Here is a 22831-nt window from a genome sequence, read left to right as displayed (position 1 = left end):
AATTCGCATGCCTTATTACTATGGATACGGCTTTGGCATCGACCCGCTGTACCTGCTGGTTGTTCTTGTCTGCACGGTGCTTGGCCTTGCCGCACAGAACTATATCAACTCGACGTACAAAACCTGGTCCAAGGTTCGCTCGGACGGCGATACGGGTGCCACAGTCGCTCGCCGCATGCTCGATGCCAACGGTTGTAGCGCCGTGGGTATCAAGGGTGTCGCTGGCGAGCTCACCGACCATTACAACCCGCAGGACAACAACCTGTATCTGTCGGATGCCAACCGTTCGGGCGGTTCGGTCGCAAGCGTTGCCGTCGCCTGCCACGAGGCGGGCCATGCCGCCCAGCGTCAAAGCGGCTATGCCATGATGAAAGTGCGTACCGCCCTCGTGCCGGTCGTCAACTTTACCCAGAACACCTGGACCATCGTGTTACTCTTGGGCCTGTTTATGAACATTGCCGGGCTCACGACCCTCGCGTTGATCTTCTTCTCGTTTAGTGTGCTGTTCCAACTCGTTACGTTGCCTGTCGAGATTGACGCCAGCCGACGTGCTGTGGCGTACATCGAGCAGTCGGGCATGAGCTCCAAGCAGGTCAACGGCGCCAAGAAGGTACTGACGGCAGCCGCGCTTACCTATGTGGCTGCAGCGCTCACTTCGATCATTCAGTTGCTCTACCTTATGGCTCGCTACAACAGAAACTCCAACCGATAACAAATGGGACAGGCAGGCGCCGCGGGGATTCGTGTCCTCGCGGCGCTGTACTATGTGTTGGACTTAATTTCGCACGGGGCCGGAGCCTCTGTGCTCGATAACGAAAGGAGGCTGCGTGGCAGGCTGGAACCTAACCGGTAATGCCGTTTCCGCCGAGTTCGACGGTTCGGACGAGCAAGAGCGCAAGGAGCTCAGCGTGAGCCAGGCGGTGGAGATCGCCGCCGGTGCGCTCGATGCCATTCCGCAGCTGAGCGTCTTGGGCGAGGTCACGGGTTTTCGTGGTCCTAACGCCCGAAGCGGCCACTGCTATTTCCAGATCAAGGACGATTCGGCCGCCGTTGACTGCATCATTTGGAAGGGTGCCTATCTCAAGCGCACGTTCGATCTGCGCGACGGTATGCAGGTGAGCTTTAAGGGCAGCTTCAATCTCTATAAGGCTACGGGCCGCATGAGCTTTGTCGCTCGCTCGTTTTCGCTGGCGGGGGAGGGTCTGCTGCGTCAACAAGTGGCGCAACTGGCCGAAAAGCTACGCCGTGAGGGTCTGATGGACGAAGCGCGCAAGCGCCGCATCCCGGTGTTCTGCTCCCGCGTGGCGGTCGTCACCTCGCTTTCGGGTGCCGTAATCGACGACGTCAAGCGCACATTGCGTCGTCGCAACCCTCTCGTCGAGCTCGTCTGCGTGGGTGCCAAGGTACAAGGCGAGGGTGCGCCGACAGAGCTCATTGAGGGCCTGCGCCGCGCCGCTTCCATTACGCCGGCGCCCGACTGTATTTTGTTGGTGCGCGGCGGCGGCTCCTTTGAGGACCTCATGACCTTTAATGACGAGGAGCTTGCCCGCGCGGTGGCGGCTTGTCCCGTGCCCGTGGTGACCGGCATTGGCCATGAGCCCGATACCTCGATTTGCGACATGGTGAGCGACCGTCGCGCCTCCACGCCTACGGCGGCGGCCGAATCGGTGGCGCCGGCTATGACGGAGTTGGCCGATGTGCTCGAGGCGCGCTATCAACGTCTGGGTGCTGCGATGGCATCGATGATTGGGTCGGCCCAGGTCGACCTGGAGATGCTCGATCAGCGCGGTCGCCGTGCCTGGGATACCTATACGGCTCGCTTGGGCGATGCGCTCGATGCGGCTGCGTGCCGCCCGTGCCTCAACGACCCAACGTTTATGGTCGAGCGTCGCGAATCGGAGCTTGCGCTGACTGCCGATCGCCTGTCGGGTGCCATAGTACGCTCGGTCGGGACATTTCGCTCCAACTTTGAGCGTTTGCCCGAGCGTCTGGTTACAAGCACCTCGGGGCTCGATGGTAAGCGCCATGCGCTCACGCTCGCAAGCTCCCGCCTGGAGCATCAGGGGCGCACGATGCTCAGCAAGCCAGCGTCCGACCTGGGCCGTGCAGCGGCTTCGCTCGATGCCCTGTCGCCGCTCAAGGTGCTCGCCCGCGGCTATTCCATCGCGTACAGCGTTGATGGTGTGGCCACGAGCGCCAAGACCTTTAAGCCCGGCGACGCCATCCGTGTGCGCATGGCAGACGGTAACGTTGCGGCAACGGTCAATACGGTCGAATAGACCGCGTTTTACAGTGATAAACCTTTGGGAAAGGAAATAGATATGGCAGAGAAGACCCCGGTCGAGCAGCTTACGTACAAGCAGGCCTCGCAGGAGCTGGAGCTCATCATCCGCAGCCTGGAGTCGGGCGACATGGAGCTCGAGGAGTCGCTCGAGAGCTACACCCGCGGCGTCGAGCTCCTCAAGAGCCTGCGCACACGCTTGGCCGATGCCGAGCAGAAGGTCTCGGTGCTTCTTAAGGACGTCGACGGCAACGACGTGCTTGCCGACGGCGAAGCCGCCAACACGGACGACAACCTCTCGTTCTAACCATCCCGACCAAATATAATTACCTTGGTCTGTGAGAAAGGAACCAACCATGTGCGATTGCATCTTCTGCAAAATTGCCAACCACGAGATCCCCTCGACCGTTGTCTATGAGGACGACCAGGTCATCGCCTTCGACGACCTCAACCCCCAGGCGCCGGTCCACACGCTCGTGATCCCCAAGAAGCACTACAGCGATATCGCCGATAACGTGCCGGCCGAGACCATGGGCGCCATGGCTCACGCCATCCAGGAGGTCGCTAAGGCCAAGGGCTTGGAGGACGGTTTCCGCGTCATCTCCAACAAGGGCGTCAACGCCGGCCAGACCGTCATGCACTTCCACATGCACGTTCTCGGCGGCAAGAACCTGGGCGAGAACCTCATCTGAGGACGCCTCTTCCGTGCAATGAAACGGAAGCTCAGGCACCGATAACTTATATATCAACGCAATAAACCCGAGCGCGAGGGCGTTTGGGTTTATTATTGAAGCGTATGTAACCTGGCGGCGCCACACCGCCTGTTAGTAGGGAGACACATGAACGTTCTGGTCGTCAACGCAGGATCTTCGACCCTTAAGTATCAGGTCATCGATACCAAGTCCCACAAGGTGTCCGCAAAGGGCTCCTGCGAGCGCGTCTGCTTTACCGGCGGTACCTTCACCCATGCTGCCAATGGCTCCAAGAAGGTGACCGAGAACATCGAGTTCCCCGACCACAAGGTCGCCATCGAGGTCGTCCTGAAGGACCTTGAGGCCAACGGCGTCAAGATCGAGGGCATTGGTCACCGTATCGTTCAGGGCGGTTGGTACTTTGGCGACTCCTCCCTCGTCGACGAGGACGTCCTCGCCAAGATTCGCGAGGTCGCCCCGCTGGCGCCGCTGCACAACAACCCCGAGGCCAACGTTATCGAGTACTGCCTGGAGCAGTATCCCGATCTGCCCAACGTCACGGTCTACGACACCGCTTTCCACTTCAACATGCCCGAGGTCGCCAAGACCTACGCCCTTCCCAAGGATGTTTGCGACAAGCTGCACATCCGTAAGTATGGCGCTCACGGCACCAGCTATCGCTACATCTCCAAGAAGGTCGCCGAGATGACCAACGGCGAGGCCCGCAAGGTCGTCGTGTGCCACATCGGCTCCGGCGCTTCCCTGTGCGCCATCGAGGACGGCAAGTGCATGGATACCACCATGGGCTTGACGCCGCTCGACGGCGTCATGATGGGCACCCGCTGTGGCTCCATCGACCCGGCTACCGTGTGCTACCTGCAGCGCGAGGGTGGCTACACCTTCGACGAGGTCGACGAGATGATGAACAAGAAGTCCGGCCTTTTGGCTGTGACCGGCGGCAAGACCAACGACTGCCGCAACGTCGAGGAGCTCGCCGCCGCTGGTGACCCCGATGCTCAGCTCGCCTTCGACATGTTTGTCTACAAGATTGCCGCCAAGGCTGCCGAGATGGCTACTTCTATGTGCGGTATGGACACCCTTGTCTTTACTGCCGGCATCGGCGAGCACGCTCCGGCGGTCCGCGCCGGCGTTGCCGACCGCCTGGCCTTTATGGGCGTCAAGATGGATCATGCCCGCAACGCCCTGCGTGGCGACGGCGCTTGGTGCCTGTCTGCCAAGGATTCCAAGGTCAAGATCTTCGTCATCCCCACGGACGAGGAGTTCATGATCGCCTCCGACGTCGAGCGCATCGTCAACGGCAAGTAATTGCAAGAGGGGAGGGGCTGGACGACCGAGCGCCGTTCGGCCCCTCTTTTGCGCTCGTTGGGCGATATGACTGATAGCTATTTATCAAGTTGTGATAACTTCTTATTAAAATGCGGCCGCCTTAAGGGGTCTGCGTCGACCGTATTGCACTGCAAAGGAGTCTCATGAACGTACTTGTTGTCAACGCCGGCAGCTCAAGCCTTAAATATCAGCTTTTGGATACCGATACCCGAGAGGTTTTCGCCAAGGGCAACTGCGAACGTATCGCTTCGGACATGGGCATCTTTGGCCACTCCGAGAACGGTGGCGCCAAGCAGACCGAGGAGGTCCCTTTCCCCGATCATCGCTCTGCTATCGCTCGCGTGCTCGAGGAGCTCGAGAAGACCGACTTTACGATTGATGGCATTGGCCATCGTATCGTTCAGGGCGGCTGGCACTTCGATGATTCCGCGGTCGTCGACGATGAGGTCATGGCTAAGATCCTTGAGGTGGCACCGCTCGCTCCGCTGCACAATTACGGCGAGGCCGCGGCAATCGAGTATTGCCGCGAGAAGTATCCGGAGCTGCCCAATGTGGCCGTCTTCGACACCTCGTTCCACATGACCATGCCCGAGGTCGCCTACACCTACGCGCTGCCCAAGGACGTGTGCGACAAGTACCACGTGCGCAAGTACGGCGCACACGGTACGAGCCACCGCTACGAGTGGATGATGGCCAAGGAGATCCTGGGCTCGCGCTGCCACCGCCTGCTTTCGTGCCATCTGGGCAATGGTGCCTCGCTTGCCGCCATTGAGGACGGCGTGTGCCGCGACACCACGATGGGCCTCACGCCGCTTGACGGCCTGATGATGGGTACCCGTTGCGGTTCCATCGACCCGGCCACCGTGTGTTATCTTCAGCGCGAGGGCGGCTACAGTTACCAGGAAGTCGACGACATGATGAACAAGCAGTCTGGTCTGCTTGCCATTTCGGGTATCTCCAACGACGCCCGCGACATCCGCACGCGCGCCTCCGAGGGCGACGAGCGCTGCCTGCTCGCCTTCGATATGTTCGCCTACAAGGCCATGCAGCAGGCCGGCTCCATGATTGCTTCCATGGCGGGCGTGGACACCATCACCTTTACCGCCGGCATCGGCGAGAACGACTGGTCGATCCGTAAGGCCTTCTGCGACTGCTTTGAGTGGCTGGGCGTGCGCATCGACAACAACAAGAACCGCGAGGCCGTGGGCAACGGCCCGCAGGTCATCAGCGCCGCCGGTTCCGCCGTCACGGTCATGGTCATCCCCACCGACGAGGAATACATGATTGCCCACGACGTCGAGCGTCTGACCAAGAACAACTAACGCGCGCATTTGCAAGTAAACGAAAGGCCTCCAGAGCAACAGCTCCGGAGGCCTTTTTGCTAGCAGGCGGGCGGCGGAAACTTTGTCCCATTTCGAGCACAAATTCTGGGACACGCTTTCCGGTTGAGGCATGTTGCGGAAAGTGCGACCCACAATAAAGCAAAATTCCGTCCCAAAGTTTCCCAAACAGGCCCCAAGCGGAAGCCACATCCCACAATCCGCCTTCAAACCGGGACACACTTTCCGGCGGGCCAGACATCAGACCGCAGCCAACATTTCGGTCCCAAAGTGACCATATCTGCATCGTTTGACCCTCCAGCAACGGCACCCATTCATTCAGATTTTCAGCCCTAGCTCGTAGCCAAGCCGCCGTCCACCCCAGATACCCTGATTGCTACGTAGCGGTAGAAGGCCGTACGGGCTAACCCCTGAAAACAATCCGCAGACCAGAAACGCCCCCGTTCGTAGCTCCGAAGGAGCAGAACGGGGGCGTTTCATTGGTCGAGGACGTTTTCAGGGGTTAGCCCGTACGGCCTTCGAGCGAGTGCGTGCGCTACTCAGCCATCTGAGCCTGGACGGCGGTGATGGCCACGACACCCACGATGTCGTCGGCAGAGCAGCCGCGCGACAGATCGTTGACCGGCTTGGCGATGCCCTGCAGGATGGGGCCGTAGGCGTCGGCGCCGGCGAAGCGCTGGACCAGCTTGTAGCCGATGTTGCCGGCCTCCAGGTCGGGGAACACGAGCACGTTGGCCTTGCCGGCAACGGAGGAGCCGGGAGCCTTGAGCTGGGCGACGGTGGGGACGATGGCGGCGTCGAGCTGCAGATCGCCGTCGATGGCGAGCTCGGGAGCTTTCTCCTTGCAGAACTTCACGGCCTCCTGGACCTTCTTGGCGACCTCGCCGCCGGCGGAGCCCATGGTGGAGTAGGAGAGCATGGCCACGTGCGGCTCAACGTTGCCCATGAAGGTGGACCAGGAGTGAGCGGAGGCGATGGCGATCTCGGAGAGCTCGTCGGAGGACGGGTTGATGTTGAGGCCGCAGTCGGCGAAGATCAGCGTGCCGTCGGTGCCGAACTGCGGGGTGTCGGTGCACATCACGAAGAAGGCCGAGACCAGCTTGGTGCCCGGGGCGGTCTTGAGGATCTGAAGCGCGGGGCGCAGGGTGTCGGCGGTGGAGTGGCAGGCGCCGGAGACCAGGCCGTCGGCATCGCCCATCTTGACCATCATGGTGCCAAAGTAGGTGGCGTCCATCATCTGGGCGCGAGCCTGCTCGATGGTAACGCCCTTCTTGGCGCGGAGCTCGGCAAACTTCTGCGCGTACTCCTCGTGCTTCTCGGCATTGCGCGGGTCGATGACGGTAGCGCCGGGAACGTCGATCTCGTCGGGGTTGCCCAGGATGACGATCTTTGCCAGGCCCTCCTCGATGATCTTGGTGGCCGCGACGATGGTGCGCGGATCCTCGCCCTCGGGCAGGACGATCGTCTTAAGGTCGGCCTTGGCGGCAGACTTCATACGGTTTAGGAAATCGCTCATGTTACTCCTTACAAGCGTTTCGCTAAGCTCCAGGCGCCCGGCTGTTCACGAATAAACCCGCTGCTAGCGGGTTTACCTTTCAATTATGTTCGCCGCGGTGCTTGAGCTTTCCTTGTGTGGCAAGCTCATTATAGGACGCATTAGCGCTATAATCGCTCTGATAAATATGTCTCGAAGAATGTTCGAGAAAAGCCCAGCTAACGAGCCCGTGGCTTTTGACAAGGAGTATCGATGCAGATTACCTCAGGCCTGCCTGAAGGCTTTAACGCCGGCGCGTACGACATGATTGTCGTCGGTGCTGGATATGCCGGTGCCGTTTGCGCCCGCCGTCTTGCCGAGACCATCGGCTATCGTGTTGCCGTTTTGGAGCGCCGTAGCCACATTGCGGGCAATGCCTATGACTGCACTGATGAGGCCGGAATCCTGATTCACGAGTACGGTCCGCATATCTATCACACCTTTAACGAGCGCGTGCACAATTTCCTGTCGCGCTTTACCAAGTGGACGGATTATCAGCACAAGGTGCTCGCCAACATCAACGGTACCCTTATGCCCGTGCCCTTCAACCATGCGAGTCTCAAGCTCGCCTTTGGTGACGAGCGCGGCGAGGAGCTGTATCAGAAGCTCGTGGAGACCTTTGGCAAGGATGTCAAGGTGCCCATTATGGAGCTGCGTAAGAAGAACGACCCCGACTTGGCCGAGGTCGCCGATTACGTCTACGAGAACGTCTTTTTGCATTACACCATGAAGCAGTGGGGCCAGACGCCCGATCAGATCGATCCCTCGATCACCGGCCGCGTTCCCGTCTTTGTGGGCGATGATGACCGCTACTTCCCGCAAGCCCCCTTCCAGGGCATGCCGCAGGAGGGCTACACGGCGCTCTTTGAGCACATGCTCGACCACGACCTGATCGACGTGTTCTGCGACGTGGACGCCCGCGATCTCTTTGAGATCGACGAGACCACCGTCAAGATCGACGGCAAGGTCTATGGTGGCGAGATTGTCTATACCGGTCCACTCGACGAGCTGTTCAACCTCGACTTGGGTGCGTTGCCGTACCGCACGCTCGATATGAAGTTCGAGACGCTCGATATGGACCAGTTCCAGCCCGTGGGCACCGTCAACTACACCACGAGCGAGGACTACACGCGCATCACCGAGTTCAAGAACATGACCGGTCAGGTCCTGCCCGGCAAGACCACCATCATGAAGGAGTACTCCAAGGCCTATACGCCCGGCTCGGGCGAGACGCCGTACTACGCCATTCTTGAGCCCGAGAACCGTGAGCTCTATGAGCGCTATCTTGAGCGCGTCCAGAACCTGACGAACTTCCACCCGGTGGGTCGTCTGGCCGAGTATCGTTACTACGATATGGACGCCGTGACCAATTCTGCCCTCGATCTTTCGGATGAGATTATCGCCTGCCATGCATAAAGTCATAACATTCGGTATTCCCTCGTATAACGCCGCCAAGGACATGGACCATTGCATCACCTCCATCTTGGAGGGGAGCAATTACGCCACCGATATCGAGATTATCGTAGTGGACGACGGCTCCAAGGACGAGACGGCCGATAAGGCCGACGAGTGGGAGGCACGTTATCCCGGTATCATTCGCGCGGTGCACCAGGAGAACGGCGGCCACGGTATTGCCGTCCTTTCGGGTCTGCGCGAGGCACAGGGCACCTACTACAAGGTCGTCGACTCGGATGACTGGCTCGATGCTGCGGCTCTTTCGACTATACTGTCGATTCTGCGTGGCTTTGAAGAGCGTGACCAGCGCGTTGACCTGTTTATCTCGAACTACGTGTACGAGAAGGTTTACGAGGGCACGCATACCGCTATTGGCTACAAATTTGCCCTGCCGCGCAAAAAGATCTTTTCCTGGGATCAGATCGGTCATTTCCGCCTGGACCAGAACCTACTCATGCACAGCCTGTGCTATCGCACGGATGTGCTGCGCGAGTCCAACCTTCCCATGCCGCCGCACACGTTCTATGTGGACAACATCTACGCCTACGTGCCGCTACCGCGTTGCAAGACCATGTACTACGCCGACATCGACCTCTACCGCTACTTTATCGGTCGCGAAGGCCAGAGCGTCAACGAGGCAACGATGGTCAAGCGTCTGGACCAGCAGTTCCGTGTTACACGTATCATGATGGAGTCGTACCATCTGTACAGCGATGTTGAGTCGTCGCGCTTGCGTTCGTACATGATGGGGTACTTCACCATGATGATGGCGATTTGCTCGGTGCTCACCAAGCTTTCCGAGGAAGATTGCGCCGACGAGCGCCTAAAGACGCTGTGGATTGATTTGAAGGCCTATGACGAGCGTATGTATCGTCGTGCACGTTACGGTGTGGTCGGGTTCTTCACCAATCTGCGCGGTCGTGCCGGTGACAAAACCACACTCGGCCTATACCGTCTTGCCTCAAAGATCTTCAAATTCAACTAGCTGCTGAGTAATCGCTGCTGATAGGTTGACTGGGCCCCTTGGCCTTTAGTTTGCTACTGCGAACAGTCCTGCTCGCACGGAAAGCACATTAAGTGCTTTCCGGCTCGTGCGGAACTTGTATCAAACTAAAGGCCAAGGGGCCTCTGCTATAAGAATCGATTGTCAGGTTATTTGAATTTGAAGATCTTCGACGCGCGGTACACAGGGGCCTGGGCTGAAAAAATATTAGTTGGTAGTCGGTCGGAGGCGGGCGGGCATTACGTTTGTCGCGAGTTCCGCATGCAAAGAAGGCCACTTAATGTGGCCTTCGTCTTGCATAGGACTGTAGAGCAGCAAACGTAACGCCCGCCCGTCTCCGACCGACGGTCGAGTGGACTATTTTGCGGCACCGGGGATGCCGTGGGAGGTTTTGGCGGTTTTGGCTCCGTTTACGATGGCGGTTTCCAGGGCCCTTACGGCGAGCATGCCCAGCAGGTCTAGGGGAACGGCGGCGCTTGCCTGGGCGCCCAGTTTGCCGCTGGCGAGGGTGTAGATGGCGTCGCCGTCGTTGGTGGTGTGTGTGGGGCGGATGGCGTGTGCGTAGGCGTCTGCGGCCATCTGGGAGACCTTGGTGGCTTGTGCCTTAGTGAGTTCCACGTTGGTGACGATGCAGCTGATGGTGGTGTTGGTGCGGTCGAGCGGCATCTGCATGGATCCGACGGCGGCAAAGGCTGCGAGTTCCATGTCGACGATCTGGTCGCTATCGGCTGCGGCGCGCATGCCTGCGACCCACTCGCCGGTGAAGGGGTCGACAACGTTGCCGCAGGCGTTGACCGAGACCACGGCGCCCACCTTGATGGGGCCGAGTGCCACGGCGGCAGCTCCAAGGCCGGCCTTCATGCAGGTAGCGGGGCCCATGAGCTTACCCACGGTAGCGCCCGTGCCGGCGCCTACGTTGCCCTGTTCGAGCTTGGTGGGGGTGTTGTCGAGTGCTTCGCGCACGGCGGCGATGCCGGCCTCAATGTCGGGGCGAACGGTGGGGTTACCAAAGGCGAGGTCGAAGATACAGCTCGAGCACACGATAGGCACCTGCGTGGGGCCGACGGGAAGGCCGATGCCGCGGCTCTCAAGCTCGCGAGCGACGCCGCTTGCAGCCTCGAGGCCAAAGGCCGATCCGCCCGAAAGGCAGACGGCGTGGACCTTGTCGACGGTGTTCTCGGGTCGCAGCAGGTCGGTCTCGCGCGAAGCGGGAGCACCGCCGCGAACGTCAACGCCGCCGGTGGCGCCCTCGGGTGCCACGATTACGGTGCAACCGGTGCCGGCCTCCTCGTCCGTATAGTTGCCATAGCAAAAGCCATCGACATCGCAGACGTCAATGGCCTCGAGCAGTGTATCCATGTTTAACTCCTATCGGTTTTCCGCCGCGCCTTGTGCCCGGTCGGGATCCGTACGGTACGCCAAAATTGTAGGCGCTGGGGGATACCCAGCGCCAGATGCAATTACGAGAGTTTTTGAATCGCGCGCGCGACGCGGGCGATGGGTAGGCCCACCACGTTATAGAAGTCGCCCGAAATATCGTGCACGAGCATGCGGCCGCCTGTGCCCTGGATGCCGTAGGCGCCTGCCTTATCCATGGGCTCACCCGAGGCAACGTAGTGCTCGATCTGCTCGTCGGTGAGCTCGTAGAATGTCACGTCGGTCATATCGACAAACGACAGGCTCTCGGCGGCATGCGGGGCGGCCGTATCGCCTGCCTTAACGATGCAGACGCCGGTTGCGACCTGGTGCGTGCGGCCCGAAAGCTCACGGAGCATGGTGCGCGCCTCGCCCTCGGTTGCCGGCTTGCCCAAAATCTTGCCGTTGAAGGTGACGATGGTGTCGGCCGCGACCGTCAGCTCATTGGGCTCGGCATACTCGGCAGCAACGGCAGCCGCCTTGGCGCGTGCCAAGCGCTCGACAAGCGTGAGCGGGGCCTCGCCATCAAAGGGCGTTTCGTCGATATCCGCGGGAATCACGCGAATGTTGTAGCCTGCCTCGCGCATCAGCTCTATGCGGCGCGGTGATTGCGAAGCCAAAATCATAGTTGGATGCCCTCGGCGACCTTCTCGACAGCCTTGTCGCCGGCGATCGTGCGCAGCAGCTCAAGCGCAAAGGGGAGCGACTGGGCCATGCCGCTGGCGGTGATGATGTTGCCGTCTTGCGTAACCTTCTCGCCGGTATAGGCGCCCTCGGGGAAGCTTTTCTCAAAGCCAGGGAAGCACGTGGCGTGGCGCCCCTCGAGCAGGTCGAGCTCGCCCAGGATAAACGGGGCGGCGCAGATGGCGGCGACGTGCTTGGTCGCGGCGAACTCGCAGACCACGTCGCAGACGCGCTGATCGGCGCGCAGGTTGGTGGCACCGGGCAGGCCGCCGGGCAGCACGACGCAGTCGTACTCGTCAAAGTTGATCTCATCAAAGAGCGCATCGCAGGTCACGGGGATCTGCAGCGAGCTTACGACCTCGCGCGTGGGCATAATCGAGACGAGCGTGGCGCGCACGCCGCCGCGACGCATGACATCGACCATGGTCAGGCATTCAATCGTTTCAAAGCCATCGGCGGCAAGAACGGCAACGCTGGGCATAAGGGTTCCTTTCATAGGGCGGCATACAATTAGCCGTCTTATACCCCGAAGACCCCCGCTTGCCACGCTCGATTTCCCAATGTTTAAAAGGGACGGGGATTAAATAAGGCTCTGTTAGACCAGGATTGACATACATGTGTCCCCACGGTGCCATATCGTTAGCCCCGTAGACCGCGACGGATGGGGGCAGCATGAACGCCGAAGACCTGGTCCTCAACTTCAAGAAGGACATCTCGAGCCTCAGCAGGACCGAGCGCCGCCGCGCAATCGAGTCCGTCAGGGACGTTATCCGCGCGGCGGCGTTCGACGACGCTGCCGGCTCAACCTATGAGGTCGAGCGCTGCCCGCGCTGCGGGTCCGCCGCGGTCGTGAAGAAGGGCAAATCGAGGAACGGCGAGCAGCGCTACCTCTGCCGGGGCTGCGGCAGGACCTTCGGCATGGGCAGCGGGCGCATCCTTGGGACGAGCAGGCTGCCGAGGGAGACCTGGATGGCCTACGCCGAGTGCTTCGTGCTCAAGCTGCCCCTGCGGGAATGCGCGAGGCGCTGCCGCGTCTGCCTCAAGACCGCCTACACCATGCGCCACAGGCTCATCGAGTGCCTCTCGGCCTACACCCCCTCGTTCAGGGTCGGGCGGGGCTGCGGCTGCGAGCTCGACGAGACCTACTTCCCCGAGTCGTTCAAGGGCAACCACGTGAAGGGGTCGTTCAAGATGCCGCGCCCCTCTCGGCGCCGCGGCAGGCAGGTGCACAGGCGCGGCCTCTCGCTCGAGCGGATCTGCGTCATGACCGGCGTGAACGACTCGAACGAGACGTTTCTCGAGGTCACGGGGCGGGGCGCCCTGTCGAGGAAACGCGCCATGGACGTGCTGAGGGGCCGCATCGCGTCCGGCTCCGTCGTCGCGACCGACAGGGCGGCAGCCTACGTCGGCGTCCTCGCGGAACTCGGGGTCGCCGCGCACGCGGCCTACGACCCCAAGGACCGCTCCGAGGGCACCATCAACCGGGTCAACACCGTCCACTCGCTCCTCGGCGCCTTCATGGAGCCGTTCAGGGGCGTGTCAACGAAGCACCTCGGCGCCTACCTCGCCTGGTTCAGGTGGTGCCGGACCTTCATGGCGACCGACCCCGGCACCGCCGAGCGCACGGTCGCGCGACAGCTCGCGAACGGGACCTGCGGGAGCCGCATCCGCGACATGTTCAACGTCCGGCCGCCCTACATGGACTACTGGGACGCGCCCGCCGCGCAGGGGCGGTAGAATGGTCGCACCGCGATATACGAGGAGGGGTGCAGCCATGCCGTCGAACATACCGGCCACGACGATCCGCATCGACCCGGAGGTCAAGAGGGAGGCGACCGTCATCCTGGACGAGCTCGGCCTGTCCATGTCCACCGCCGTCAACGCGTTCCTCAGGGCGCTCGTCCGGGAGGGCGGGATGCCGTTCGAGATGAAGGTCAAGGCGCCGGCACCCGACGGGAAGGCGGCGAGATAGCCGGCAGATCGACTTGGGGCGATAGGGCCCTCACGATTAACCCGACCGATCTTGAGCGCATCGACCCCTTGCCGGATTCAAACCCGGCAAGGGGTCGATAGCTTTGCAATTTCAAAAAGATGATTGAGGCAGAATGTCAATTCTGGTCTAACAGAGCCTTAAATAATCATTCGGTACAAATTGATCATTTAATCCCCGTCCCAGAAAAATCATCAGCTAGTTGCGCCTAAGGTGGACGACGGTCTCGCAGTGGAAGGTTTGTGGGAACAGATCGACTGGCGTGATCTTTACGGGGGAGAAAGTGCCTTCCTCGACAAAGCGTTTAAGATCGCGCGCCAGGGTGGCCGGGTCGCAGCTCACATAGGCGACATCGCGAGCGCTTGTGCTGGCGATGAGGTCGATGGCCTCAGGCGCTAGGCCTGCACGCGGCGGGTCGACTACTAGGACATCGGCGTCCTGGTCGGGGAACTCGCGCACAGCGTCTCCGCCAATGACGTCGACGTTATCAAGCTTGTTGATTTCCAGGTTACGGCGTAGATCGCGCACGGCGGGGCCGTAGGCCTCGACGGCAGCGACAAAGTCGCAGCGGCGGGCGAGCGGCAGGGTAAAGGTGCCGGCACCGCAGTACAGGTCCACGGCAAGCTCGTCTTCCTGCGGATCGAGCGCCTCCATAACGAGCTCGATCAAAATCTCGGCGCCCTTGGTGTTGACTTGGAAAAACGATGGGGCGGACAGGCGCATCTGGCCGTCAGCGATGTTCTCGGTCCACGAGCCCTCACCGGCGAGCATCTCCACCTTAGAGACACGGCGGGCCTTCTTTTCGCCCTTGCTCATCACGCGCACGATGCTCGTGGGATGAGCGGCGTCCGCCAGCACGCGGGAGACCTGCGAGCGCGGAAAAGAGCCTGTCGGCGTCCAGAGTGCGACCTCGAGTGCCTTGGTGCGGCGCGATGCGCGAATGCCCACGCGTTCGAGCCCCAAGTCATGGCTGCCGCTTAGATAGTTAAGTGCGCCGACGACCGATTTGAGTGCCTTCGGGAAGCGCTTATCGAACAGCGGACACATATCGACGGTCACGATTTTGCTGGGGTCGACACCGTGCATGCCAAGGCGCACGCGACCGTTGACGACGGTCGGTTCGAGCTCGATTTTATTGCGGTAGCCCCAGTCGTCCTTGGTGTGGCAGATGGGCTGTACCAACTCATCGACCTGCTCAGGAGCGAACTTGCCGATGCGCTCGAGCGTGGAGCGCAGGTTTTGCTCCTTGGCGGCGAGCTGTGCCGTGCGTGAGAGATTGCCCCACGAGCAGCCGCCGCAGATGCCCACGAAGGGGCAGGGAGGCTGAATGCGATCGGGGCTTGGCTCCAGAATCTCGGTGGTGCGGGCGCGCATGAACGACTTGCCGTCCTGTACGACCTCGGCCTCGACGATGTCGCCTGCCACGGCGCCCTGCACAAAGACGGCCTTTCCGTTGTCGGCGTGCGCCAGCCCGTCGGCGCCGTAGGTCATCGATTCTATAGTGAGCTTCATATTCCTGCCTGTCATTCGCGTTGTTGTTCGCACCATGGTAGCAGGGAAAAGCGCCCCGCATCCGAGGCTTTCCTCAAATGCGGGGCGCTTCTACAAACTGCTTCTACAAACGACTATTTCGTCTTGCCGGTAATGAGCGTCTTAAGACCCAGGCCGATCAGGCCCAGGCCTATGCGCACGCGACCGGGGCGATGGCGCTCGATGGCCTTGGTCTTGCCGGCGGGCTTATCGCGACGGGTGCTCGTCTCGGATACGGGCTTGGTGACCTGCGGCTCGGGCTGAGGTGCAGGTGCAGGCTCGGGCTCAATGACAGTCGCCTGGACCTTCTGAACCTCGGGTGTGGTCGGCTGCGGCTTAGGAGCAGGGGTGGGCTTTGCCTCGGCGGCGGGCTCCGGAGTCGCGGTAGCGGGCTCGGGCGCTTTCTCCACGGCGGTCTCTGCGGCAGCCTCGGGCTCATTCACCGGGGGAGCTGCAACCGCTTCCGGTTTGGCAGCTGCCCCGTGTTCAACCTCGGCCTGAATGGCCTCCTCGGCCACACGTTCCTTCTCCTGTGCGCGCTGCTGCGCGGCGGCCTCGGCGTTGCGATAGGCACGCTCCAGTAGAGCTTCCTGCGAGTTGAAGGGTTTCTCACCCTCTGCACGCTCCACGGGGACCCAGGTGCCGTCGCTCGTGAGGCTGCGGGCCTTCACGTTGTCCCGCAGCTGCATGCCCATATACTCGTGCACTAGGGCGCGGCAGGTGGGGTCGAGCACGGGGAAGGCGATCTCCACGCGGTGCTCGGTGTTGCGCGTCATCATGTCTGCCGAGCTCAGGTAAATCATGTCCGAGTCCACGCCGAAAGCATAGACGCGCGCGTGCTCCAAAAAGCGTCCGACGATGGAGCGGACATGCACGTTCTCGGTCTTGCCCGGAATACCGGGCTTGAGGCACGAGATGCCGCGGATGATCATGTCTACGCGCACGCCGGCACACGATGCCTCGGCGATCTTGTCGATGACCTCGCGGTCGGTCAGCGAGTTGAGCTTAAAGAACACGCGGGCGGGCTCGCCGGCAAGGGCGCGCTGAATCTCGCGGTCAAGCCCGCGCATGATGAGCGGTTTCAGTCCGACGGGCGCCACACCCAGGAAGCGGTAGTCGCCGCGCAGGTTGCCCAGCGACAGATTGCGGAAGAACAGGTTGGCGTCTTCACCGATGCCGGGATGGGCTGTCATGAGCATAAAGTCGCTGTAGAGTTTGGCCGTCTTCTCGTTAAAGTTGCCGGTGCCCAAAAGCGTGAGGCGGGTGAGCGCCATGCCCTCGCGATAGGTGAGCTGGCAGATCTTTGAGTGGCATTTAAAGCCCTCGGAACCATAGATGACGGTGCAGCCCGCCTCTTCCAGACGCTCGGCCCACTCGATGTTGTTCTGCTCGTCAAAGCGGGCACGAAGTTCCATGAGCACCGTGACCTCTTTGCCGTTCTCGGCAGCATCGATCAGCGACTCGCACAGGCGGCTCTGCTTGGCCACGCGGTAGAGCGTGATGCGCAGCGAGATGCACTCGGGGTCATAGGCGGCCTCGTGCACCAGATCCAGGAACGGATTCATGGCCTCGTAAGGGTAAAAGAGCAGCTTGTCGTGCTGCAGCACCTGCTCGCGGATGGAGCGGGTCATATCGATGGTGGGGTTGGGCTGCGGCTTAAACGGCGTAAAGAGCAGCTCGTTGCGCAGGTGCTCGGGAATCTTACCCTCAATGCCAAAGACGTAGCCCAGGTCGAGCGGGATATCGCAGGTAAAGACAGAGCGGCGCGAAAGCTCGAGCGCCTTGCGGATGGTCTTGAGCGTCGCCTTCTCGAGCGATCCCGAGACCGCGAGCACTACCGGCTGCAGACGCAGGCGCTTCTTGAGAATGCGCTTCATGTGCTGGCGGTAGTCCTCTTCCTCTTCGACGCCCTCGCCGTCCGGATCGATGTCGGCGTTGCGGGTGACTCGGATGAGCGCGCGGTCGAGTGGCTTGTAGGAGCCAAAGCAGCTGTCCAGGCAGGCGAGGATGACGTCCTCGAGCAAGATGTAGGAGTAGGTGCCGGTGGGCGAGGGGATCTCGACCACGCGGTTCATCGAGGCGGGAATCTCGATAAGGCCCAGCAGGCTCTCCTCGTCGGTGGCGCCGTCCAGACCACAGGCCAGATAGAGTGCGCCATTGCGCAGGTTGGGGAAGGGGTGGCGAGGATCGATGACCAGCGGCGAGATGACCGGCGACACGTAGGCCTGGAAGTAGCGGGTTACAAAGGTGCGCTCCTCGGGCGTAAGCGAATCGATGTGGGCGCGGTGAACGCCCAAGGTGTCGAGCTTGTCCTCGATGCTCTTAAAGATGGACTCCCAACGGGTAAGGAGCCCAGGCATTTCGGCCATGACAGCATCGACCTGTTCGGAGGCGGTCATATTGCTCTTGTTGTCGACAGGTTGGTTTTTGAGCTCCGCCAGATCGGACAGGCCGCCCACGCGCACCATAAGGAACTCGTCGAGGTTGGACTCGAAGATCGAGACGAACTTTAGTCGCTCGAATAACGGAACGGTTTCGTCGAAGGCTTCGTCGAGCACGCGGTTGTCAAAGCGTAGCCAGCTGAGCTCTCGGTTTTGCGTGTATGAGAAGTCGCGCGGCGGTTTGCGCAGCTTTGCGGCGGCTTGCTTCTTTTCGATTTTGCTCGGCATATGCATCTGTCCGTTCAGTCCCCACAGGGGACGGTAGCCTAACACTATTCACTATTGTCTCAATTTAGTCGACCTGTGGCACGGACGTATCGCGTGAACGGTATCTTTACCTACTTCTTACGCTGCCAAGGCATGCAACTAACTGCCCAACTCGTTTAGAAACAATCTATATCCATACTCAATTGGTGAGGATGTATGAATAAGAATGATTGCGAGCTGAATATAATCGAATCCAAATTGAATCATGAACAAACGACATATATATGCAGAAAACCGTTTTAGCTATGCAATTCTTAAACATGAAAATATTTGTGCAATCTAGCTTAATTCCTTAGAAAAAAGAACATTTACCTTTGAAAACCTGCTTTAGAGAACCGAAGTGCATCATGGGGGAATCATATGAGATATACCGTTCATCGCACTTTGCTGACCGTTCGGGGGCGAGGTGGAATTGCAGGTGGTTTTTGGATATAACTAGAGCTGTCAGCAAGCAGCGTCCCATACGGAGGGGCGCTGATACATTCGGCCAGTAAGGCCCGAAAGAAAGGTAGGAGGCCATGACGAAAGGTCTGCACGTGCCTTCCGAGATCGGCAAGCTCAGGAAGGTCTGCCTGCACCGTCCCGGCGACGAGCTCCTCAACCTGCCGCCCGACGAGCTCGAGCGACTCCTGTTCGACGACGTCCCGTTCCTGGAGGTCGCGCAGCAGGAGCACGACACCTTCGCCCAGATCCTGAGGGACCAGGGCGTGGAGGTCCTCTATCTCGAGAACCTCGTCGCCGAGGTGTTCGACCAGGTCCCCGGCGCCCGCGCCGAGTTCACCGACCAGTACATCGCCGAGGCCGGCATCCGCGGCCAGCACATGCCGCAGATCGTCCGCGAGAAGCTGGACTCCATCGAGGACAACCTCGAGTTCGTCAAGAAGACCATGGCCGGCATGACCAAGTCCGAGATCGACATGCCCCTCACGGCGTCCACGACCCTCGACTCCCTGGTCAACTCCGAGTCCGAGTCCGACCTGATCATCGACCCGATGCCCAACCTCTACTTCACCCGCGACCCGTTCGCGGTCGTCGGCGAGGGCGTCAACCTCAACCGCATGTACTCGGTCACCCGCAACCGCGAGACCCTGTACGGCAAGTACATCTTCAAGTACCACCCCGACTACAAGGACGTCTCGCTGTACTTCCGCCGCGACTGCCAGTTCCACACCGAGGGCGGCGACGTGCTGAACATCAACGAGAAGACCCTCGCCGTCGGCATCTCCCAGCGCACCCAGGCCGCCGCGATCGACGTCATGGCCCAGAACATCTTCTGGAACTCCGACTCCAAGGTCGAGCGCATCCTGGCCTTCGACATCCCGGTCTCGCGCGCCTTCATGCACCTCGACACGGTCTTCACCCAGATCGACGTCGATAAGTTCACGATCCACCCCGCCATCATGGGCACCCTGCGCGTCTACGAGCTGACCGCCGGCAAGAACCCGGGCGACGTGAACATCCGCCTGATCGAGGACACCCTCGAGCACGTCCTGGAGGACGCCACCGGCGTCGACCAGGTCAAGCTGATCCCCTGCGGCGGCGGCGACCCGATCGCGGCCTCCCGCGAGCAGTGGAACGACGGCTCCAACACCCTGTGCGTCGAGCCCGGCAAGATCTGCGTCTACGCCCGCAACACCGTCACCAACGACGTGCTGTACAAGGAGGGCCTGGACCTTCTCGTCGTGCCCTCCGCCGAGCTCTCCCGCGGCCGCGGCGGCCCGCGCTGCATGAGCATGCCCTTCTGGCGCGAGGACCTCTAAGGTCTTTCAGGACCCGTACAGGTCATAATACATACATCTAGCTGCCATTAGATGTCTCCCATTGGGGCGGTGCGGGTTTTCGCACCGCCCCAATCTTGTATGAGGGACGTCAACACGATTGGATGACTGCTTTTGTAAGGAGCTTGGCCATGGACATCAAGACGATTGGCGTTGAGGAATGGCTCAACGTTTGGGAGAAAAGTGCCACGTGGGACATCGCCCAGTCGACGATCTCGTCGCTCACCATGGGCGAGCTGCGCGCGCTCGATGAGCAGGACGGCGCCACGTTCTACGAGCGCTTGGACCGCGAGAAGATGAACTACGGCTGGATCGAGGGCTCGCCGGAGTTTAAGGCCGTGGTTGCCAAGCTGTATCGTCGGGAGGTCAATCCCGACCACATTCTGCAGACCAATGGCTGCACGGGTGCGAACCTCAACGCCATCATGGCCGTGGTCGAGCCCGGCGACCACGTTATCGCCGAGTGGCCCACCTACGCGCCGCTCTACGAGATTCCGCGCACGCTGGGCGCCGAGGTCGAGTATTGGGAGCTTCGCGAGGAACTCGGCTGGAAGCCCGATATCGAGGAACTCAAGCGCTTGGTGCGCCCCAACACGAAGCTCATCTGCATCAATAACGCATCGAACCCCATCGGTACGGTGCTCGATGCCGATACGCTCGGCCAGATTGCCGAGATCGCCCGTTCGGTGGGCGCCTATGTGCTGTGCGACGAGGTGTATCTGCCGCTCGAAAACACTGGGTCCTTTATGTCGATGGTCGACGTGTACGAGAAGGCCATTGTCACCAACTCGTTGTCGAAGACCTATTCGACGCCTGCGGCCCGCGTGGGCTGGGTCGTGGCCGACGAAGAGGTGTCCAACCGCATCCGTACCTATCGCGATTACACCATGATCTGCGGCGGTGTGTTCAACGACGCCCTGGCGACCTATGTGCTTGAGCACAAGGACAAGATCCTCGAGCGCAATCGCAAGATCGTGTTTGGCAACCGCGATATCGCGCAGGCTTGGATCGATACGCAGCATCGCGTTTCCTGGACGGCCCCACAGGGCGTGTCTACCTCGTTTATCCAGCTGGATATTCCCGAGGACGACGAGGAGTTCTGCAAGCGCCTGCTGTCCGAGAGGGGAGTGCTGCTGGTACCCGGCAGCCGCTTTGAGCTTCCCTGTGGCGCACGCCTGGGCTACTGCGCGAGCGAGGACGTTCTGCGCGAGGGCCTGAGGCTTTTGGGCGAGGCGCTGGCGGAGTTTGATCGCTAGGATTCCGATGATCTTCGAGGGCGTTATCTAAATTGGCCGAAGATAATCGAAAACGGACCCGTTTCCCTAGTGAAGCGGGTCCGTTTTTCTATACCGAGAAGTCAAGTTGTTACAAATGGGGCCGTAAAGCGAGCCGGTATCCGCTGGGCCTTATACTGAGTTTCCGGTGAACGGTATCAAGCGTCTGGTAAACGGTAATTTATTTACCAGAAATGAATAGGACAAACTTTTTTCTGAATAAAAATGAAAATGGTTGAGACGCGGTATGAACCGCTAATTCTATTCATAGCTTTAGTGGAAATATGCAATTTGAGGATGGTTTAACAAAGTTAAGTTCCATTTGATTTTAGGATTGAAAACGCGTTTAAGCACGTAAATACGCTTTATTAAGATGAAGTGTGCCATGCGTGAAGTATATGTGTATGCCGTTCACCCCCTATAAAAAACCGTTCGGGGGCAAGGTGGAAGTATGGGCTGATTTTGGATATAAATATGTCGTCAGCAATAACGCCTCACACGGAGGGGCGCTAACGAATCGGCCCTGACAAGGGCCCGAAAGAAAGGTAGGAGGCCATGACGAAAGGTCTGCACGTGCCTTCCGAGATCGGCAAGCTCAGGAAGGTCTGCCTGCACCGTCCCGGCGACGAGCTCCTCAACCTGCCGCCCGACGAGCTCGAGCGACTCCTGTTCGACGACGTCCCGTTCCTGGAGGTCGCGCAGCAGGAGCACGACACCTTCGCCCAGATCCTGAGGGACCAGGGCGTGGAGGTCCTCTATCTCGAGAACCTCGTCGCCGAGGTGTTCGACCAGGTCCCCGGCGCCCGCGCCGAGTTCACCGACCAGTACATCGCCGAGGCCGGCATCCGCGGCCAGCACATGCCGCAGATCGTCCGCGAGAAGCTGGACTCCATCGAGGACAACCTCGAGTTCGTCAAGAAGACCATGGCCGGCATGACCAAGTCCGAGATCGACATGCCCCTCACGGCGTCCACGACCCTCGACTCCCTGGTCAACTCCGAGTCCGAGTCCGACCTGATCATCGACCCGATGCCCAACCTCTACTTCACCCGCGACCCGTTCGCGGTCGTCGGCGAGGGCGTCAACCTCAACCGCATGTACTCGGTCACCCGCAACCGCGAGACCCTGTACGGCAAGTACATCTTCAAGTACCACCCCGACTACAAGGACGTCTCGCTGTACTTCCGCCGCGACTGCCAGTTCCACACCGAGGGCGGCGACGTGCTGAACATCAACGAGAAGACCCTCGCCGTCGGCATCTCCCAGCGCACCCAGGCCGCCGCGATCGACGTCATGGCCCAGAACATCTTCTGGAACTCCGACTCCAAGGTCGAGCGCATCCTGGCCTTCGACATCCCGGTCTCGCGCGCCTTCATGCACCTCGACACGGTCTTCACCCAGATCGACGTCGATAAGTTCACGATCCACCCCGCCATCATGGGCACCCTGCGCGTCTACGAGCTGACCGCCGGCAAGAACCCGGGCGACGTGAACATCCGCCTGATCGAGGACACCCTCGAGCACGTCCTGGAGGACGCCACCGGCGTCGACCAGGTCAAGCTGATCCCCTGCGGCGGCGGCGACCCGATCGCGGCCTCCCGCGAGCAGTGGAACGACGGCTCCAACACCCTGTGCGTCGAGCCCGGCAAGATCTGCGTCTACGCCCGCAACACCGTCACCAACGACGTGCTGTACAAGGAGGGCCTGGACCTTCTCGTCGTGCCCTCCGCCGAGCTCTCCCGCGGCCGCGGCGGCCCGCGCTGCATGAGCATGCCCTTCTGGCGCGAGGACCTCTAAGT

At 60.6% G+C, this 22831-nt stretch carries 19 protein-coding genes; 13 read left to right on the top strand and 6 right to left on the bottom strand.

Annotated elements, in window-relative coordinates; genetic code table 11:
* Positions 1–7: 7 nt before the first annotated feature.
* The 6 genes from ABHU32_RS05905 to ABHU32_RS05880 all read left to right on the top strand — a co-directional run bounded on the left by ABHU32_RS05905 (position 8) and on the right by ABHU32_RS05880 (position 5642).
* The gene (locus ABHU32_RS05905) at positions 8–712 is read left to right on the top strand and encodes a zinc metallopeptidase (protein WP_006234314.1); all 705 of its coding nucleotides are present in this window, start codon (positions 8–10) and stop codon (positions 710–712) included.
* 115 nt (positions 713–827) lie between these two features.
* Positions 828–2279 (top strand): exodeoxyribonuclease VII large subunit, encoded by a 1452-nt coding sequence (gene xseA / locus ABHU32_RS05900; protein ID WP_346979367.1) that lies wholly within the window; start codon positions 828–830, stop codon positions 2277–2279.
* Positions 2280–2321: 42 nt separating this feature from the next.
* Entirely contained in the window at positions 2322–2588 is a 267-nt protein-coding gene (gene xseB, locus ABHU32_RS05895; RefSeq protein ID WP_161144749.1) for an exodeoxyribonuclease VII small subunit, read from the top strand.
* A gap of 49 nt (positions 2589–2637) precedes the next feature.
* Positions 2638–2973, top strand: coding sequence for a histidine triad nucleotide-binding protein (locus ABHU32_RS05890; protein ID WP_035137921.1), 336 nt, complete (start codon positions 2638–2640; stop codon positions 2971–2973).
* Positions 2974–3120: 147 nt separating this feature from the next.
* A complete protein-coding gene (locus tag ABHU32_RS05885) occupies positions 3121–4299 on the top strand; it encodes an acetate/propionate family kinase (RefSeq protein ID WP_055309796.1) in 1179 nt (392 codons plus the stop codon).
* A 164-nt stretch (positions 4300–4463) separates the two neighbouring features.
* Positions 4464–5642, top strand: coding sequence for an acetate/propionate family kinase (locus tag ABHU32_RS05880; protein WP_055309797.1), 1179 nt, complete (start codon positions 4464–4466; stop codon positions 5640–5642).
* Positions 5643–6195: 553 nt separating this feature from the next.
* On the opposite strand, the gene pta is transcribed toward ABHU32_RS05880, so the two are convergent.
* Entirely contained in the window at positions 6196–7176 is a 981-nt protein-coding gene (gene pta, locus ABHU32_RS05875) for a phosphate acetyltransferase (protein WP_346979366.1), read from the bottom strand.
* A 231-nt stretch (positions 7177–7407) separates the two neighbouring features.
* On the opposite strand from pta, the gene glf reads away from it, so the two are divergent.
* Together glf and ABHU32_RS05865 are read left to right on the top strand one after the other, a co-directional pair.
* Positions 7408–8610 carry a UDP-galactopyranose mutase gene (glf, locus tag ABHU32_RS05870; RefSeq protein WP_195361192.1) on the top strand — a complete coding sequence of 401 codons (1203 nt, stop codon included), beginning with the start codon at positions 7408–7410 and terminating at the stop codon, positions 8608–8610.
* Positions 8603–9634: a glycosyltransferase family 2 protein gene (locus tag ABHU32_RS05865; RefSeq protein WP_346979365.1), complete on the top strand. Its 1032-nt coding sequence runs from the start codon at positions 8603–8605 to the stop codon at positions 9632–9634. Before glf ends, ABHU32_RS05865 begins: the two co-directional genes overlap by 8 nt.
* A 375-nt stretch (positions 9635–10009) precedes the next feature.
* Here ABHU32_RS05865 and ABHU32_RS05860 read toward each other — a convergent pair whose 3' ends face one another.
* The 3 genes from ABHU32_RS05860 to ABHU32_RS05850 all read right to left on the bottom strand — a co-directional run bounded on the left by ABHU32_RS05860 (position 10010) and on the right by ABHU32_RS05850 (position 12233).
* Positions 10010–11011 carry a P1 family peptidase gene (locus ABHU32_RS05860; RefSeq protein WP_346979364.1) on the bottom strand — a complete coding sequence of 334 codons (1002 nt, stop codon included), beginning with the start codon at positions 11009–11011 and terminating at the stop codon, positions 10010–10012.
* Positions 11012–11112: 101 nt separating this feature from the next.
* Positions 11113–11694, bottom strand: coding sequence for a Maf family protein (locus ABHU32_RS05855; RefSeq protein WP_346979363.1), 582 nt, complete (start codon positions 11692–11694; stop codon positions 11113–11115).
* Entirely contained in the window at positions 11691–12233 is a 543-nt protein-coding gene (locus tag ABHU32_RS05850; protein WP_022094094.1) for a DJ-1 family glyoxalase III, read from the bottom strand. Before ABHU32_RS05850 ends, ABHU32_RS05855 begins: the two co-directional genes overlap by 4 nt.
* Positions 12234–12424: 191 nt before the next feature.
* Here ABHU32_RS05850 and ABHU32_RS05845 point away from each other — a divergent pair, with 191 nt between their 5' ends.
* Positions 12425–13489: an IS1595 family transposase gene (locus ABHU32_RS05845; protein WP_346979362.1), complete on the top strand. Its 1065-nt coding sequence runs from the start codon at positions 12425–12427 to the stop codon at positions 13487–13489.
* 37 nt (positions 13490–13526) lie between these two features.
* Positions 13527–13724, top strand: coding sequence for a type II toxin-antitoxin system RelB/DinJ family antitoxin (locus tag ABHU32_RS05840; protein ID WP_270225782.1), 198 nt, complete (start codon positions 13527–13529; stop codon positions 13722–13724).
* 216 nt (positions 13725–13940) lie between these two features.
* On the opposite strand, the gene rlmD is transcribed toward ABHU32_RS05840, so the two are convergent.
* Complete coding sequence (gene rlmD, locus ABHU32_RS05835) at positions 13941–15269, bottom strand: 23S rRNA (uracil(1939)-C(5))-methyltransferase RlmD (protein WP_195620553.1); 1329 nt, start codon at positions 15267–15269, stop codon at positions 13941–13943.
* A gap of 98 nt (positions 15270–15367) precedes the next feature.
* A complete protein-coding gene (gene ppk1 / locus ABHU32_RS05830) occupies positions 15368–17941 on the bottom strand; it encodes a polyphosphate kinase 1 (RefSeq protein ID WP_346979361.1) in 2574 nt (857 codons plus the stop codon).
* A gap of 557 nt (positions 17942–18498) precedes the next feature.
* Between ppk1 and arcA (ABHU32_RS05825) the strand changes: the two genes are divergently transcribed.
* The 3 genes from arcA (ABHU32_RS05825) to arcA (ABHU32_RS05815) all read left to right on the top strand — a co-directional run bounded on the left by arcA (ABHU32_RS05825) (position 18499) and on the right by arcA (ABHU32_RS05815) (position 22829).
* The gene (gene arcA, locus ABHU32_RS05825) at positions 18499–19740 is read left to right on the top strand and encodes an arginine deiminase (protein WP_117848985.1); all 1242 of its coding nucleotides are present in this window, start codon (positions 18499–18501) and stop codon (positions 19738–19740) included.
* 149 nt (positions 19741–19889) lie between these two features.
* A complete protein-coding gene (locus tag ABHU32_RS05820; protein WP_346979360.1) occupies positions 19890–21014 on the top strand; it encodes an aminotransferase in 1125 nt (374 codons plus the stop codon).
* A 573-nt stretch (positions 21015–21587) separates the two neighbouring features.
* Complete coding sequence (gene arcA, locus ABHU32_RS05815) at positions 21588–22829, top strand: arginine deiminase (protein ID WP_117848985.1); 1242 nt, start codon at positions 21588–21590, stop codon at positions 22827–22829.
* The last annotated feature ends 2 nt before the right edge of the window (positions 22830–22831 follow it).

Origin of the sequence: Collinsella aerofaciens (assembly GCF_039758965.1) — a bacterium.
Taxonomy (GTDB): Bacteria; Actinomycetota; Coriobacteriia; order Coriobacteriales; family Coriobacteriaceae; genus Collinsella; species Collinsella aerofaciens_BR.
The sequence above is the reverse complement of the archived record's forward strand: the minus strand, read 5'-3'. Positions and strand labels throughout refer to the sequence as shown.